The organism is Leifsonia sp. 10L418 (genome assembly GCF_056395445.1).
Map to the genome: position 1 here is coordinate 73,589 of NZ_JBFTJN010000006.1, position 16,388 is coordinate 89,976.

At 65.8% G+C, this 16,388-nt stretch carries 13 protein-coding genes; 12 read left to right on the top strand and 1 reads right to left on the bottom strand.

The features are described from left to right. Positions 1-2: 2 nt before the first annotated feature. From AC1DCF_RS13120 to AC1DCF_RS13150, 7 genes are all read left to right on the top strand, one after another. Positions 3-965 (top strand): carbohydrate ABC transporter permease, encoded by a 963-nt coding sequence (locus tag AC1DCF_RS13120; protein ID WP_477211390.1) that lies wholly within the window; start codon positions 3-5, stop codon positions 963-965. After that, positions 962-1,909: a carbohydrate ABC transporter permease gene (locus AC1DCF_RS13125; protein ID WP_477211391.1), complete on the top strand. Its 948-nt coding sequence runs from the start codon at positions 962-964 to the stop codon at positions 1,907-1,909. The genes AC1DCF_RS13120 and AC1DCF_RS13125 overlap by 4 nt, the downstream gene beginning before the upstream one ends. Continuing rightward, the gene (locus AC1DCF_RS13130; RefSeq protein ID WP_477211392.1) at positions 1,906-3,651 is read left to right on the top strand and encodes an amylo-alpha-1,6-glucosidase; all 1,746 of its coding nucleotides are present in this window, start codon (positions 1,906-1,908) and stop codon (positions 3,649-3,651) included. Before AC1DCF_RS13125 ends, AC1DCF_RS13130 begins: the two co-directional genes overlap by 4 nt. A gap of 299 nt (positions 3,652-3,950) precedes the next feature. After that, on the top strand, positions 3,951-5,264 hold the full coding sequence (locus AC1DCF_RS13135; RefSeq protein ID WP_441790214.1) for an ABC transporter substrate-binding protein: 1,314 nt from the start codon (positions 3,951-3,953) through the stop codon (positions 5,262-5,264). Position 5,265: 1 nt separating this feature from the next. Then, on the top strand, positions 5,266-6,192 hold the full coding sequence (locus AC1DCF_RS13140) for a carbohydrate ABC transporter permease (RefSeq protein WP_477211393.1): 927 nt from the start codon (positions 5,266-5,268) through the stop codon (positions 6,190-6,192). After that, a complete protein-coding gene (locus AC1DCF_RS13145) occupies positions 6,189-7,043 on the top strand; it encodes a carbohydrate ABC transporter permease (protein ID WP_477211394.1) in 855 nt (284 codons plus the stop codon). Before AC1DCF_RS13140 ends, AC1DCF_RS13145 begins: the two co-directional genes overlap by 4 nt. A gap of 330 nt (positions 7,044-7,373) precedes the next feature. Continuing rightward, positions 7,374-7,601, top strand: coding sequence for a GIY-YIG nuclease family protein (locus AC1DCF_RS13150; RefSeq protein ID WP_477211395.1), 228 nt, complete (start codon positions 7,374-7,376; stop codon positions 7,599-7,601). A gap of 340 nt (positions 7,602-7,941) precedes the next feature. On the opposite strand, the gene AC1DCF_RS13155 is transcribed toward AC1DCF_RS13150, so the two are convergent. Continuing rightward, complete coding sequence (locus AC1DCF_RS13155; protein ID WP_441790211.1) at positions 7,942-8,607, bottom strand: GntR family transcriptional regulator; 666 nt, start codon at positions 8,605-8,607, stop codon at positions 7,942-7,944. A gap of 155 nt (positions 8,608-8,762) precedes the next feature. On the opposite strand from AC1DCF_RS13155, the gene AC1DCF_RS13160 reads away from it, so the two are divergent. The 5 genes from AC1DCF_RS13160 to AC1DCF_RS13180 all read left to right on the top strand — a co-directional run bounded on the left by AC1DCF_RS13160 (position 8,763) and on the right by AC1DCF_RS13180 (position 16,167). Then, positions 8,763-10,910, top strand: a complete 2,148-nt coding sequence (locus tag AC1DCF_RS13160) for a beta-galactosidase (protein WP_477211396.1) — start codon at positions 8,763-8,765, stop codon at positions 10,908-10,910. Positions 10,911-10,914: 4 nt separating this feature from the next. After that, a complete protein-coding gene (gene gcvPA / locus AC1DCF_RS13165) occupies positions 10,915-12,345 on the top strand; it encodes an aminomethyl-transferring glycine dehydrogenase subunit GcvPA (RefSeq protein WP_441790209.1) in 1,431 nt (476 codons plus the stop codon). Further along, positions 12,342-13,904, top strand: a complete 1,563-nt coding sequence (gene gcvPB, locus AC1DCF_RS13170) for an aminomethyl-transferring glycine dehydrogenase subunit GcvPB (RefSeq protein WP_477211397.1) — start codon at positions 12,342-12,344, stop codon at positions 13,902-13,904. The genes gcvPA and gcvPB overlap by 4 nt, the downstream gene beginning before the upstream one ends. Before the next feature lie 134 nt (positions 13,905-14,038). Next, positions 14,039-15,361 carry an ATP-NAD kinase family protein gene (locus AC1DCF_RS13175; protein ID WP_477211398.1) on the top strand — a complete coding sequence of 441 codons (1,323 nt, stop codon included), beginning with the start codon at positions 14,039-14,041 and terminating at the stop codon, positions 15,359-15,361. Positions 15,362-15,408: 47 nt separating this feature from the next. Further along, the gene (locus AC1DCF_RS13180) at positions 15,409-16,167 is read left to right on the top strand and encodes an SDR family NAD(P)-dependent oxidoreductase (protein WP_345065228.1); all 759 of its coding nucleotides are present in this window, start codon (positions 15,409-15,411) and stop codon (positions 16,165-16,167) included. The last annotated feature ends 221 nt before the right edge of the window (positions 16,168-16,388 follow it).

The window sequence follows — 16,388 nt, forward strand, 5'->3', positions numbered from 1 at the left end:
TAATGACCGTCGTGTCGAGCTCGCACACCGAGCAAACGCACAACGCCTCTCCGGTGGCAGGCGGACTCCACAAGGAGTCCGCCTGGCGGCGCCGGGACCGGCGTTGGGGCTACGTGTTCGTTGCACCTCAGGTAATCGGAATGGCACTCTTCGTGCTGTTGCCGTTCGCCGGAAGCTTCATTCTCGCTTTCGCCTCCTGGGATGGCCTGACTGACCTCACCTGGGTCGGGTTCGATAACTTCGTGTCACAGCTGGGCGACCCGCTGCTCATCCGCAGCATCATCAACACCCTGTTGATCGCCCTGATCACCGTGCCGATCGGCCTCGCGTTCTCGCTCATCATCGCCGTCGCGTTGGAGAAGCTGAAGACCCGCACCCTCTATCTGGTGTTGTTCTTCGCCCCGGTGGTCACCAGCACCGTCGCCGTTGCGATGATCTGGCAGCAGATGCTCCGCGCCGATGGTGTGCTGAGCGACGTCATCTCGAAGACCTTCGGCATTTCACCGCCCGACTGGCTCGGTGACCCCACCCTGGCCTTGATCTCCGTCTGCATCGTGTCGATCTGGGCGTCGATGGGTTTGAACGTCATCATCTTCCTGGCCGGTCTGTCGAACATTTCGGCGTCGGTCATTGAAGCAGCTCGCATTGACGGCGCCGGCGCCTTCACGCTGTTCTGGCGCATCCGGATGCCGCTGCTCTCGCCGATCATTTTCTTCTCGTCGGTGATCGCTTTCATCAGCTCGTTGCAGACGTTCGACGTCGTCTTCGTGCTGACCTCCCAGGGTGGGCCGGACAACGCCACTCGCACGATCGTCTACCACATCTACGATCTCGGCTTCGGCCGGTTTGAGTTCGGGCCGTCGAGCGCGGCCGCCATCATCCTGTTGGTCATCACCCTGGTGATCACGGCCATTCAGTTCGGTGCGCAGAAGAAGTTCGTTCACTACGAGGATGGTGCAGAGTGACCCCGGTCGAAACAGATGTCGTCGATGAGGCCGCACAGATCCTTGCCACCGAAGCCGGTCGCCCCGAACAGGCCACGCCGCGCAAGCCGCGCACGTCGGCCAAGCCGGGGGAGCGCGCCTCACTGACCCGCAAGGGCCTGCTTCACCTGATTCTGACGATCGTCGGGATCGCCATGGTGTTCCCGTTCATCTGGATGCTGCTGACCTCGTTCAAGACGCTGCCGCAGCTGCTGCAGGACCCACTGAGCTTCTGGCCGGACCCGTGGACGTTCAGCAACTATTCCGATGCCTGGAACGCTGCCCCATTCGCTCAGGCCTACCTGAACAGCATCTACATCACGGTGCTCGCCGTGGTCGGAACCCTGCTGACGGCATCCATGGCCGGTTACGCCTTCGCGCGCATCAAGTTCCGTGGCAGCAAAGTCATCTTCATCATCTTCCTGGCGACGCAGATGATCCCCAAGCAGGTGACGCTGATCCCGTTCTACCTGATCATGAGCAACTTCGGATGGGTCGACTCGCACCTCTCGCTGATCATTCCGGCCATGATGGTCAACCCGTTCGCGGTGTTCCTGATGCGCCAGTTCGTGATGTCGCTGCCGCGTGAACTCGAAGAAGCCGCGCTGATGGACGGCGCGGGGCGCTGGCGCACCTTCTGGAGCGTCGTGCTGCCGAACCTCGGCCCGGGCATCGGTGCGCTGAGCATCATCGTCGCGCTCGACGTGTTCAACTCGTTCCTCTTCCCGTTGGTGCTGCTGAACAGCCCCGACTTGTTCACTGTTCCGTTGCTGCTGTCGTCATTCAGTGGCCAGTTCGGTGCGGTCAACTACGGCCTGATCATGGCGGCCTCCGCCGTTGCGACGATCCCCATGCTCATTGCATTCGTGATCGGCCAGCGCAAGATCATCGCCAGCATGGCTGCCTCAGGGCTGGGCGGACGTTGAGCGACACCGCGACCGTTTCGACGGCCTCAACCAGTGACTTGCTCGCGACGGTCGGCACCTTCCTCGACCTCGTCGCCGCCCCCTTCACGCTGCCACGCTCGCGCATTCTCGTGCTCGCTCACGGCGACCAGGCGACGGATGCCGCACCGCTCACTTCGGTGCGCGTCTGCCGCGCCGAGTACGAGCGCCGCCTCTCGGACTGCGTGGTCTTCGACCGCCTCTCCGTGGCCGGCGGTGACGGCGAGCTCCTCGCCGTCACCGCGGTGCTTCCGCAGCGGATCGAATTCGGCGGAGGGCTCGTCACGCTGACCTTCGCGGGCCCGCACGCGATGAGTGTCGGTGTCGCAGCCGGGGCATCCGCCGAGCTCCGGCTCGAGCTGCCGGGCGGAAACACAGCGGCGATCGCCCTCGGTGGCGACGCCGCCGCATCCGTTTCGCTCACCGTCGGCGAGGAGCGCGTGGTCACCACGTCACTCTTCGGTGCGGATGACGCCGACGGTCACGCCGCGCACCTCAGGGCGACCGAGACGATCTGGCGCGACTGGCTCGACCGCTGCCCGCGCGTGCGGCCCGACCTGCAGGCGATGACCGCATTCTGCTGGTGGGTTCTCGGCGCGAACATCGTCGAACTGCCCGGCCAAGGGAGTGCGCGCGCCGTCGTGCCCTCGAAGATCGGCTACGTCGGTCTCTGGCAGTGGGATGCCTACTTCATTGCCGTCGGCCTCCGCCATGGCGACGCCGAGCTCGCACGCGAGCAGCTCGACCTGGCCTTCCGGTTTCCGACCGAGGCCGGTCAGCTCCCCGACGTCGTGCACGACGAAGGCGTGCTCGCGTCGAGCGACGACCTGCCGCCGGCTGACCGCGAGACCCTGCGTGCGCACGGGTCGAACGTTGCCGACCCGAGCATCCCGGTTCCGCTGACCAAGCCGCCGCTGGCCGCCTGGGCGCTCGGCAAGATCCTGGCGAAGTCGACGGATGTCGGCGCCGCGGAGCTCGCCTCCTGGGCCGACACCAACTGGCAGACCATCGCTCGCTCGCAGGACTGGTGGTACGCCGGTTCCGACCTCGACGGCGACGGGATGCCCGAATACGGCCACCCCTACTCGTCGGGTCTCGACGACAGCCCGATCTTCGACGGACCGTTCCCGTTGGCTTCGCCCGACCTCGGCGCCTACCTCGTGCTGCAGGACCGGCTTCTGGCCGCCCGCTTCACCGCTTCTGGCGACGCCCTGCGGGCCGCTGCGTGCACCGCGCGTGCCGACGCGACCCTGGGTTTGCTGCTCGAGATGTGGGACGCCGAGTCCGGCCGCTTCCTCTCCCACGCCGGCGATGAGATTGTGGCCTCGTACACCGCGGTCAGCCTCCTTCCCCTTCTGACCGGGGAGCTGCCGGCCGAGACCGCAGCGACTCTCGTCGCGGCGCTCACCGACCCGGCCCAGTTCGGCACCCCCTGGGGCATCCCGACCGTGGCTGTCGGCGACCCCGACTTCTCGACTGAGCGGATGTGGCGTGGCCCCGTCTGGATCAACATCAACGCCTTGATCGTTGACGGGCTCGACGCCTCCGGTTACCCCGACGAGGCACGCCAGTTGGCCGAGCAGACCGTCGCGCTCGTGATTCACGGCGGCGGGCCGAACGAGTACTTCAACCCGGTCACCGGGCAGAAGGCGCGCACGGCGACGACCTCCTTCGGCTGGTCGGCGGCGCTCTACATCGATCTCGCGGTGCGGCTCTCCGCCTAGCGCGATCACGTTCGAAGGCTCGGCCCTCTCGGGGCCGGGCCTTTTCGCGTCCTCCGACATCCTCGTTGATTGAGGAGCGCGCGAGCGTAGCGAGCACATGTCTCGAAATCTCGTGAGCCGATGCTCAGACGCGACCCAAGTCCGGAGATTCTCTCGCGTGGTCTCGAGATGCGCGCTCCTGCGTCGCGTGCTCGTCGACCAACGAGAGGCCCCCGCACGACCCCCGCGCAACGCGTTGACGGGCCTCCGGCATCCGTGTACTGTATACAATATTCTGCGCTCTCGACAAGGAAGTCATCATGAAGATCAGCAAATATCTCGTTCCAGTTACGGCTCTCGCAGCGGTGGCTCTTCTCGCCGGTTGCGCGACGGGCGGCACCGGGGGCGCGGCCGCTCCGGCCCTCGACCCGAGTGCCAAGGTCTCCGGTGAGATCACCGTGTGGTCATGGGATGTCGCGGCGACGGCGCTCAAGCGCCTCAGCTCCGAATACGAAGCAGCCCACCCCGGAACCACCATCAAGGTCGTCGACGTCGGCTACGACAACGCGTACGACAAGCTCTCGGTCGGGTTCAAGGCCGGGAGCGGTCTGCCCGATGTCGTGACGATCGAAACCGACCGCGCACCCGGCTACATCACCGAGTTCCCGACCGGCCTGACCGACCTCGGCCCGATCATCGGCGACCAGAAAGCCGACTTCGACCCGTCGAAGTGGTCTGCCGCCTCCGATGAAGCCGGAAAGATCCTCGTCGCTCCGTGGGACTCCGGAACCGTCGGCCTGTTCTACCGCTCCGACTACCTCGCCGAGGCGAACGTCGACCCGGCATCCCTCACCACCTGGGACGACCTGATCACCGCCGGCGAGAAGATCAAGGCCGAGACCGGCCACACCCTCATGTCGATCGACGTGTCGACCGGCGCGACGTTCACCATGATGCTGCAGCAGCAGGGCCAGGGCCTGTTCGACGCGAAGGGTGACATCACCGTCAACTCGCCCGAAGCGGTCAAGGCACTCACCGTTCTCAAAGAGATGAACGACAAGGGCCTGATCAAGAACGTCAAGGGCTGGGATGGCCGCGTCACCGCGACCAAGGACGGCGACTCCGCCGTGCACCCCGAAGCCGTCTGGTGGACCGGAACACTCACCGGTGAAATGCCCGAGCTGTCGGGCAAGTTCGCCGTCGCCCCGCTGCCCGGCTTCACCGCCGACGGTGTGCGCACCTCGAACAGCGGCGGCTCCGGCCTCGCGGTTCCGGCCCAGGCGAAGAACCCGAACCTCGCCGCATCCTTCGTCGCCTGGACCCTGGCCGACACGGCCAACCAGGTCTCGATGATGAAGAACGAGGGACTGTTCCCGTCGTACCTGCCGGCCCTGCAAGACGACTTCTTCCAGCAGGAAGACCCGTACTTCTCCGGCCAGAAGGTCTACTCGCTGTTCGGTGAAGAGACGGCGAACATCCCGTCGATCAACTACACCAGCGACAACGCCAAGGCGCAGGATATGGTCGCCAACGCGGTCGTCGCATCCGTCATCAACGGGGCAGACCCGAAGAAGACCCTCGACGACGTCGCCAACCAGATCGCCAACGCGACTGGTCGCACGATCGCCGAATAGCATGACCGTCTCGTCCTCTCGGGCGCGCACCCGCGCCGCCCAGGGCGGGCTGACCACACCCCGGACGCTGGGGCGCAAGCTTCAGCGTCCGGGGTTGTACTTCGCCGCCCCCGCCCTCGTTCTGTTCGCACTGTTCTTCGCCTACCCGCTCGGCTCGTCGCTCTACCAGAGCATGACGAAGACCGTCGGCGGCCAGACCGTGTTCGTCGGTCTCGACCAGTACGCCCGCCTGTTCTCCGACCCGTTGATCGGCAAGAGCCTGTTCAACGCGGGCATCCTGCTCGTCATCCAGGTTCCGCTGATGATGTGCCTGGCCGTCGGCCTGGCCTACCTGCTCAATCAGACCTGGCTGAAGTTCAAGGGCGGCTTCCGCGTTCTGCACTTCCTGCCGGCCGTCACCACCCTGGTGGCCTACTCGGTCGTGTTTCGCGTCATGCTCGCGACCGACGGCGGCGCCGTCAACCAGATGATCGGCCTGATCGGCATCGCTCCGGTCGACTGGCTGAACAACGAGGTCTGGGCGCGCGTCGCCCTGATCGCCTCAATCACCTGGCGCTGGACCGGCTACAACATGGTCATCATCCTGGCCGGACTCCAGGCCATCCCCGGCGAGCTCTATGAGGCGGCGCGAATGGATGGCGCCGGCCGCTGGGCAATCTTCTCGAAGATTGTCGTTCCGCAACTGCGCCCGGTTCTTCTCTTCACCGGCATCACCTCAACGATCGGCGCCCTGCAGCTGTTCGACGAGAACTTCATTCTCACCGGGGGAGGGCCGAGCGACGCCACCCTCACGCCGGTGCTCTACCTCTATAAGGTCGGCTTCCGTCAGTTCGACTTCGGCTATGCCTCCGCCATCGGCTGGATGATCGTTGCGATCACCGCGGTGATCGCGCTCATCCAGTTCCGTCTCACGAGGGAGAAATCGTGACCCGCGCTACGCCGACGGCCGCCACCAAACTGGGCTCGGCCATCCGTCACGCCCCCATCTACATCGTTCTGCTGATCGGCTCGATCATCAGCCTCATCCCGTTCCTCTGGATGATCATCGCCTCGACGCATCAGACCTCCGACCTGTTCGGCACCCCGCTGCCGGTGCTGCCGGGCGGCGAACTGCTCACCAACCTGGCCCGGTTGCAGGAATCGGTGAACTTCGGCCGCGTCATGGTGAACAGCCTGCTCGTCGCGATCGTCTACACGGCGTTCAGCTCGGTCATCAGCATCATGGCCGGCTACGGGCTCGCGAAATTCAAATTCCGCGGGCGTGGGATCGCGCTCGGGCTCATCCTCGTCACGATGATGATTCCGATGCAGGTGCTGCTTGTGCCGCTGTTCCAGATGATGGCCAGCCTCGGCTGGATCGACACCTACCAGGCCGTCATCCTGCCGTTTGTCGCCAGCGCCTTCGGAATCTTCCTGATGCGGCAGTCGTTCCTCGACTTCCCGGACTCGCTGATCGAGTCATCCCGGATCGACGGCGCGAACGAGTTCCGCACCTTCTACCGGATCGTGCTGCCGGTCGCCCGGCCGCAGATCGCCGCGCTGATCATCTACACGTTCATGACGCAGTGGAACGCGTTCATCTGGCCGCTGCTGATGCTGAACACCGAAGAGAACTACACGATTCCGGTCGCGTTGAACACGATGATCGGCTTGTCGCGGGTCGACTACTCCGGTCTGATGCTCGGTTCGCTGCTGGCGACCTTGCCGCTGCTGATCTTGTTCTTGATCTTCCAGCGCCAGTTCATCTCTGGCCTCCTCGGTGGGGCGGTCAAGGGCTAGCGCTGCCCGTCATCGCTGGTCGAGCTTGTCGAGACCGGGTGCGATTTCGTTGGTCGAGCTTGTCGAGACCTCGTGACCGAGTTTCGAGATCGGCTCGCGTGATCTCGACAGGCTCGATCACCGGTCGTTCATCCGAGGCGGATGCCGTTGGTCGAGACCGGGTGCGCCCTCTTCGGGTTCGAACCATTTCGTTGGTCGAGCTTGTCGAGACCTCGTGACCGRGTYTCGAGATCGGCTCGCGTGATCTCGACAGGCTCGATCACCGGATGTTGTCCACGGGTTCGGTCAGACGCCCTGGGCACGCGCTGGCTAACTGCGAGCCTCAGACGCATGCCGTTCATGTACATCCTGCACTGCGCCGACGGGTCGTTCTATGTCGGAAGCACCTGGGATCTCGAGCGCCGACTCTGGCAGCACAACCACGGCGAAGGTGCCGCCTACACGCGGCGACGGATGCCGGTGCGACTGGTCTACTTCGAGGACTGCGACGGATCGAAGATGCGTTCGCGCGCGAGAAGCAGGTTCAGGGTTGGGGCCGTCAGAAACGGATTGCCTTGATCGAAGGACGGCTGAGTGACCTTCCGGGTCTCAGCCATTTCGAGCCACCGCCCGACGCGTAGCCCGGTGGTCGAGCCTGTCGAGACCTGGCGACCTAGCCTGCGGGACTCGCTCCGTTCGGTGGTCGAGCTTGTCGAGACCTGGCGACCTAGCCTGCGGGACGCGCTCCGTTCGGTGGTCGAGCTTGTCGAGACGTGGTGGCCGTCTCGCCCGTCACGGCAGGGCTCGGCAGCCGGTCAATTTCTCGCGCGGGTGTTGAGATCGGCTCGCGTGATCTCGACAAGCTCGATCACCGGTATGGCTCGATCACCGGTATGGCTCGATCACCGGTGCGGGTCGATCAGCGGCGCGGAGCCAGCGCCGACGTCAACTCCGCGTTGGCGAGAATGCGCTGCACGCCGTTCAGCCAGTTCGCCTTGAGGGCCGCCTGCGCTCCGGGAATGTCGCCCTCGACGAGCAGGTTCGCGATCGTGGCGTGCTCGGCCGCGACGCGGGCGATCATCGCGCGGTCCTCGACGAGAAGTGATTCGTAGCGGTGGAAGAGCCCGCGCACGCCGCCGATAATCTCGAGCAGTCGTGAATTGGGGCAGGCGCTGAGCATGATGTTGTGCCACTCGTCGTCGCGATGGGCGACCTCGGCGTGCTCGGCGATATCGTCGTTGAACTCAGCGGCGAGGGTCGCGAGCCGGCGCCCGATCTCCTGAATCTTGTCGAGCGGGGAGAGCTCGATTGCGAGGCCCTCGAGGGTGGCAATCACCGGCGCGAGTTCTTCGAACTCGCTGGCGCTCAACTCGACGAAGCGGAAGCCCTTGCCGTTCTCGCTCGTGATCTGGCCTTCGCTCTCGAGGCCGATCAGGGCTTCACGCAGCGGGGTGCGGCTCACGCCGAGTTCGGCGGCAAGCTGGACCTCGTTGATGCCTTCGCCGGGTTGGGCATCGCCTGATCGCATGCGTGCGAGCAATTCATCGCGCACCTGTGCGCGAAGTGTCTTACGTTCGATTGCCATGCGCCCTCCCAGGCTCACCAATGAGACGCCCAGTTTATGGGTTGACTCCATACAATATTCGTCATACGGTTGCTGTATACAGAATACAATCTTCACAACGCGGTGTAAATGGTTCGCTCTCACACTGCACGAGAAATCCTGAAAGGGGAGCGGGCATGACCTCGACTCCTGCACGGCCGATCAGGCTTGATGCACTCGCCTATGGCGGCGACTACAACCCTGACCAGTGGTCTGAAGAGACCTGGATCGAGGATGCCCGGCTGATGCAGAAGGCCGGCGTCAACCTGGTCTCTCTCCCGGTGTTCTCCTGGCCGCAGATCGAACGGACGCAGGGCGTCTACGATTTCGGCTGGCTTGACCGCGTGATCGACCTGCTCTGGGAGCACGGTATCAAGGTCGACCTCGCCACGGCGACTGCCACGCCGCCGGCCTGGCTCATTCGCGAGTTCCCCGAGGTGTTGCCCTCCAACATCCACGGCCAGCGTCTCGAGTTCGGTTCGCGTCAGGCCTACTGCCCGAGTTCACCGATCTTCCGTGAGCACGCGCTGCGCCTCACCGAAGCCATGGCCACACGCTATGGCAACCACCCGGCCCTCGCCCTCTGGCACATCTCCAACGAGTACGGCGACCACGTACCGCGCTGCTGGTGCGACGAGTCGGCCCGTCACTTCCGCCGCTGGCTCGAGGCTCGCTACGGCAGCATCGACGGCCTGAACGAGGCCTGGGGCACCACCTGCTGGGGCCAGAACTACAACTCATTCGAACACATCGAACCGCCGCGCACCTCGATGGGACCGATCAACCCCTCGCAGAACCTCGACTTCGAGCGGTTCTCGAGCGACGCCCTGCTCGAGCTGTTCCAGAGCGAGATCGACGTGCTGCGCCGGGTCACCCCCGACGTTGCAGTCACGACAAACTTCATGAGCCTCTTCAAGGAACTCGACTACTGGGACTTCGCCGCCGTCGAAGACCTGGTGACGGATGACGCCTATCCCGACCCCGCAGACCCCCAGGCACACGTGCCCGCGGCTCTCAACTACGGCCTGATGCGTTCGCTGAAAGACGGCCAGCCGTGGCTGCTGCTCGAGCAGGCCCCGAGCGCGGTCAGCTGGCGTGACGTGAACGTGCCCAAGGCTCCGGGACGCATGCGCCTCGACAGCTTCCAGGCCATCGCGCACGGTTCAGACGGTGCGATGTTCTTCCAGTGGCGCCAGGCCAAGTTCGGCCCGGAGAAGTACCACTCCGCCATGCTCGGCCACCGCGGCGAGAACAGCCGCACCTTCCAGGAGACGGCAGCACTCGGACACGAGCTCAAGCAGATCGAGGCCGTGCGCGGAACCCGCGTGCGCGCGTCCGTCGCCCTCGTCGCCGACTGGGATTCCTGGTGGGGGAGCGCGGCCCCCGACTCGCTGCCCTCGCAGCGTCTGAACTGGCTCGAGCAGGCCCGTGCCTGGCACGGCGCCCTGTTCGCCCTCGGTCACACCGTCGACGTCGTGCGCGCCACCGGTTCCTTCGACGGCTATGACGTCGTCGTCGTGCCCAACCTCTACATCGCCACTGACGAGCAGGCTGCAGCCATGACCGCGTTCGTCGAGCGCGGCGGCCAGCTGGTCGTCGGTCCGTTCAGCGGCGTCGTCGACCCGACCGAAAAGGTGCACGAGGGTGGCGCTCCCGGCCCGCTCCGCGCGCTGCTCGGTGTCGAGGTCGACGAGTGGTGGCCTCTCTCCGACGCTGAGACCGGTCAGGTCAGCCTGGGCGGCGAACAGCTCGAAACCCAGATCTGGAGCGAGTGGATCGACGCGGCACCGGATGCCGAGATCGTCGCGTCGTACTCCGCCGGAGTGCTGGCGGGGCGCGCCGCGATCGTGCGCAACATGGTCGGAGCCGGCTCGGCCTGGTACCTCTCCGCCACGCTGGCACCGGCCGGACTCGAGCAGGTTCTCGCTCGCGCCCTGACCGCCGCCGGCCTCGAAAACCGCGTCGCCACTCGCGACCTGGAGGTCGTCACCCGCACCGATGGTGACACCGACTACACGTTCGTGCTGAACCACGGCCACTCCGACGCATCCGTCACCGTGCCGGCCGGCGCACATGACCTGATCACCGGTGCCGATGTGACCGGCGAGCTGACGCTGGCGCCGGCCGGCGTCGCGGTGCTCGCGCACCCGGTGAATGTCGCGCACCCGTTGATCGAGCTTGTCGAGATCCCGCACGCCGACCTCGAGACCCGGTCACCGGTCTCGACAGGCTCGACCACCGAATCCACCGAAGAATCCCACCCGACCGAGAAGACAGAGGTCTAGTCAGATGACACAACCATTCGTGCACCCCTACTTGCCGAACTCGGCACCCGACGTCAAAGCAGCGATGCTTGCCGCCGTCGGCGCAGAGTCGATCGAAGAGTTCTATGTGGATGTCCCCACCGACCTTCGCATGACCCGTCCGCTCGATCTGCCGGCCGCGCTCGTGGCCGAACAGGACCTCGTGCGTCACGTCGAAGGTGTTCTGAACAAGAACCGCTCGACCAAAGAGAAGCTGAGCTTCCTCGGCGCCGGAACCTACAACCACTTCGTTCCCGCCGTCGTCGACGAGGTCATCAACCGCAGCGAATTCCTCACCGCCTACGCCGGTGAGCCCTACGAAGACCACGGCCGTTTCCAGGCGCTGTTCACCTACCAGTCGCTCATGGCCGAGCTGCTGAACATGGACGTCGTCAACGTCCCGACCTACGACGGCTACCAGGCCACGGCCACGTCGTTGTCGATGGCCGGTCGCATGAGCGGTCGCCGCGGCGTTATCGTCGCCAGCGACGTGCTGCCCGACAAGCTCTCGCGCGTCAGCGACTTCGTGAGCACCAACCTTGACCTCGCCTTCGTTCCCACCGTGAACGGCACCGCGGATGTCGCGGCAGTCGTCGCGCTCGCCCAGTCGCGTGGCGAAGAGATCGCGGCCATCTGGGTCGAGACCCCCAGCTACACCGGAGCGGTGGAGACCGCCATCCGTCAGCTCGCCGACGCCGCCCACGCAATCGGCGCCATCCTCGTCGTCGGAACCGACCCGGTCGGTTACGGCGTGCTCACCCCGCCCGCCGACCAGGGCGCGGACATCGTCTGCGGCGACATCCAGTCGTTCGGCATCCACCAGTGGTTCGGTGGCGCACACGGTGGCTTCATCGCCGTGCACGACGACCCCAAGTTCATCATGGAGATGCCGTCGCGTCTGTTCGGCCTGGCCTCGACGGATGTCGCCGGCGAGTACGGCTTCGGTGACGTCGCCTACGACCGCACCTCCTTCGCACTGCGCGAAGACGGCAAAGAGTGGGTCGGCACGGCCGCCGCACTCTGGGGTATCGCCGCCGGCGTGTACCTCGCTCTGATGGGACCGCAGGGAATGGCCGACCTCGGCGAAACCCTGCTGGCTCGCACCCGCTACGCCCAGCAGCAGCTCTCGGGCCTGGCCGGCGTTCGGTTGACCGATGACGCGCTGCACCTGCGCGAGTTCGTCGTGGACTTCAGCGGCGCATCCGTCACCGCTCACTCGGTCGTCAGCACGCTGCGCGCCGAGGGCATCGAGCCCGGTGTCGTCGTCGGCGAATACGAGCTGCTCGTCTGCGTGACCGAGGTCACCACCCAGGCCGACATCGACCGCCTGGTCGTCTCCGTCGCCGCCGTTCTGAACACCGCCGCTGCCAACACGTCAGTAAACACGTCAGCAAACACCGAGGAGAAGAGCGCATGAGCCTCCCCATTGCACCGAAGCCAGCCCTGCGTCGCTTCCACCAGGCGAGCTGGGACGAAAAGATCATCTTCGAGTTGACGACGCCCGGTGAGCGCGGCGTTCTCGTCTCGCGCCCCGAGGCCGCCGTCACCGCGGCCGTCGGCGACGTCGTGGCCGACCTGCCCTCCGGCATGCGTCGGGCGAAGCAGGCTGCCCTGCCCGAAATGGGCCAGATGCGCGTGCTGCGTCACTACCTGCGCCTGAGCCAGGAGAACCTGAGCGCCGACCTCAACGTCGACGTGGGACAGGGCACCTGCACCATGAAGTACTCGCCCAAGGTCAACGACGCACTGATCCGCACCACCAAGCTCGTCGACATGCACCCGCTGCAGGATGAAGCAGACGCGCAGGGCGTGCTCGGCCTGATCTACGACCTCGAGCGGATGATCGCCGAGATCTCCGGCATGCACAGCGTCTCGCTGCACACCAGTGGCGGCTCGACCGCGATCTGGACCAACATCGCCACGATTCGCGCATTCCACGAGTCGAACGGTGAGGGCGAGCAGCGCAACGAGGTCATCACCACGATCTTCAGCCACCCGTCGAACGCCGCAACGGCCAAGGCTGCCGGCTACAAGGTCATCACCCTCTACCCCGATGCAGAGGGCTACCCCGACGCCGACGCCCTCCGTGCCGTGATCGGCCCGCAGACCGCCGCGATCATGATCACCAACCCGGAAGACACCGGTATCTTCAACCCGCGTGTCAAGGAATGGGTCGACCTGGCCCACTCCGTCGGCGCCCTCGCCTCGTACGACCAGGCGAACGCCAACGGCATCCTCGGCATCACCCGTGCCCGTGACGCCGGCTTCGACGTCTGCCACTTCAACCTGCACAAGACGTTCTCGACCCCGCACGCCTGTGGCGGACCCGGCGCCGGCGCCAACGCCGTCTCCGAGGCCCTCGCACCGTTCCTGCCGGGCCCGATCGTCGAGAAGGTGGGCGACCGCTACACCCTGAACGCCGACCGCCCGCAGTCCATCGGCAAGGTTGCCCCGTTCTACGGCGTCATCCCGAACCTGGTGCGCGCGTACTCGTGGATCATGGCCCTCGGCGCAGAAGGCCTCCGCGCCGTCGCCGAGATCGCCGTGCTGAACAACAACTACCTGATGAAGCGCATCCTCGAGATCCCCGGCGCATCGGCCCCGTACGCAACGGGCCGTCGCCGCATCGAACAGGTGCGCTACTCGTGGGAGGAACTATTCGAAGAGACCGGCATCAGCTCGGAAGAGATCGGTGTGCGCGCCAGCGACTTCGGCATGCACTACTGGACCAGCCACCACCCCTACGTGGTGCCGCAGCCGTTCACCCTCGAGCCGACCGAGTCGTACACGATGGCCGAACTCGACGAGTATGCCGGCGTGCTGGCCGAGGTTGCCCGTGAGGCCCGTGAGACGCCGGAGGTCGTGCGCACCGCGCCGCACAATCAGACGGTTCACCACACGCACCACGATGACCTCGACGATCCAGAGCGTTGGGCGATCACCTGGCGCATGTACCAGCGCAAGTACTTCAGCTAAAACGCTGAGTACGGTCTCGACAGGCGGAATCTCGGTGATCGAGCCTGTCGAGATCGCGCGACAGGGTCTCGAGATCGGGTCGCCAGGTCTCGACAAGCTCGACCACCGAACAACCAGAAGCCGGAGCCCCACGCATGATTCGCACCATCGGCCTGCTCATCAACCCCGTCGCCGGGGTGGGTGGGCCGGCCGGCCTCAAGGGGAGCGACGGGCCAGAGGTTCAGGCCACGGCGCTCGCCCGGGGGGCGCACGCGCGCTCGGGTGAGCGTGCCGTCGCCGCGCTCACCGTGATCGCGGCCGCGCACCCGCGGGCCGAGATCATCACGGCCGACGGCGCGATGGGCGCGGATGCTGTGCGTCAAGCCGGGCTGTCGGCTCGCGTCGTCTACCAGGCCGACGTACCCTCGACCGGGGCCGACACCACCGCTGCGGCGCTGGCGATCGAGGAGGCGGGCGCCGACCTGATCCTCTTCGTCGGCGGCGACGGAACCGCGCGCGACGTCGCATCCGCTCTGCGCCCGTGGCAGCCGATGCTCGGTGTGCCCGCCGGGGTGAAGATGTACTCCGGCTGCTTCGCCGTCAGCCCGACGGCGGCCGGCGCGCTGGTCACCCACTGGCTCGGCGACGAGAAGGTTCCGCTCGCCGAGCGGGAGGTGCTCGACGTCGACGAGGAGCAGATTCGGCACGGACGGGTCGACCCGAAACTGTTCGCCCTCGTGCAGGTTCCGTTCATTGTCGGGCGCACCCAATCGCGCAAATCCGCGACCCCGGTCACCGAGGCAGCGGCCGTGCAGGCGGCGGCACGCGGTGTGATCGCGGCCATGAATGACACCACCCTCTATCTGCTCGGCCCCGGCGGAACCACCCGCGAGGTCGCCCGCCAGCTCGGCACCCCGAAGACGCCCCTCGGCGTCGATGTGGTGCGGGTCGACGCGGCGAAGAAGGGCGAGCTCGTGCTCGCCGATGCTTCCGAGCAGCAGCTGCTCGACCTGATCGTCTCGCTCGCGGCCGGTCCGTCGTCGGACCACGCTCATTCGGCGGCTGATTCCTCCGAAGATTCCTCGCGCGTGCGCTCAAATCGTCGCGTGCCCACCGCCGGAGGCGACGATATGGGCGCACGCGCGGCCATGGCTGGCGTCACGGATGGCGTCGCCCACGCACAAGCCGTCGTCACCGTCATCGGTGGACAAGGGTTTCTGCTCGGGCGCGGCAACCAGCAGATCTCTGCCGCAGTTGTCGCGGCGCTCGGAAACGACCCACTGCTCGTCGTCGCCACCGAACAGAAGCTCGCCCTGCTGCTCGGGCAGCCTCTCCTCGTCGACACGGGCGATCCCGTAGTCGATCGCACGGTGGCGGGCTACATTCGCGTGATCACGGGTGTTGGCAGCACCGGCGTCTACCCTGTCACTGCGCCCGAAGCGACAGCATCAGCAAAAGCATCAGTTTCAACCCCATAAGTTTCAGCACCACGAGTTTCACTCACCGAAGATGAAGGAGCGCAGTCATGCGTCTAGAAAACAAGAACGCAATCGTCACCGGCGGCGCCGGCGGAATCGGCCGCGCCACGGCGCTGGCCTTCGCTGCTGAAGGTGCCAAGGTCGCCGTCGTCGATCTGCGTGCGGATGCCGCTGAAGCAGTCGTCGAGGAGATCCGCGCGGCAGGCGGCACCGCCGTTGCCATTGCAGCAGACGTCTCCAACGAAGACGACATCCAGCGCATCATCGCCACCACGGTTGAGGAGTTCGGCGGCGTCAACGTCGTCTTCAACAACGCCGGCATTATCCGTCGCACCACGGCCGTCGAGACCACGGCCGAGGAGTGGGACCGCGTCTTCGGCGTCAACGTCAAGTCGATCTTCCTGATGAGCAAGCACGTCGTGCCGATCATGGCCGCGAACGGGGGCGGCTCGATCGTCAACACCGGTTCCGGCTGGGGCCTCAAGGGTGGCGGCCAGGCCATCTCCTACTGCGCCTCGAAGGGCGCCGTCGTCAACATGACCCGCGCGCTGGCGATCGACCACGGCCCGCAGGGCATCCGCGTCAACTCGGTCAACCCGGGCGACGTGAACACCGGCATGCTGCTCGAAGAGGCACGTCAGCTCTCGCAGGACGCCAACGCGTTCCTCGCCGAGTCGGCCGACCGTCCGCTCGGACGCATGGGCCAGCCGAGTGAAATCGCAGCTGCCGTCGTCTGGCTCGCCAGCGACGACTCCTCCTACGTCACGGGTTCCGCACTCGTCGTCGACGGTGGTGGCATCGCCTAAGCAGGAGCACCGGCACCATCCGCGTCACCGAACGACCCTCGCCCCGGCTTTCTTCCCGGGCCGGGGGTCGTTTGCGTGGTTCTGAGCGCACATTCGGTGGCTAATTCAGGAAATCCCCGAAACTCAGACGACGGAGTCCCGACTTCGTGCGGCAGTTCTGGCCCGCCCCACAGGATTTCCTGAGTTAGCCACCGCCGGGTCTGAGCACCGGCAGAGCGACG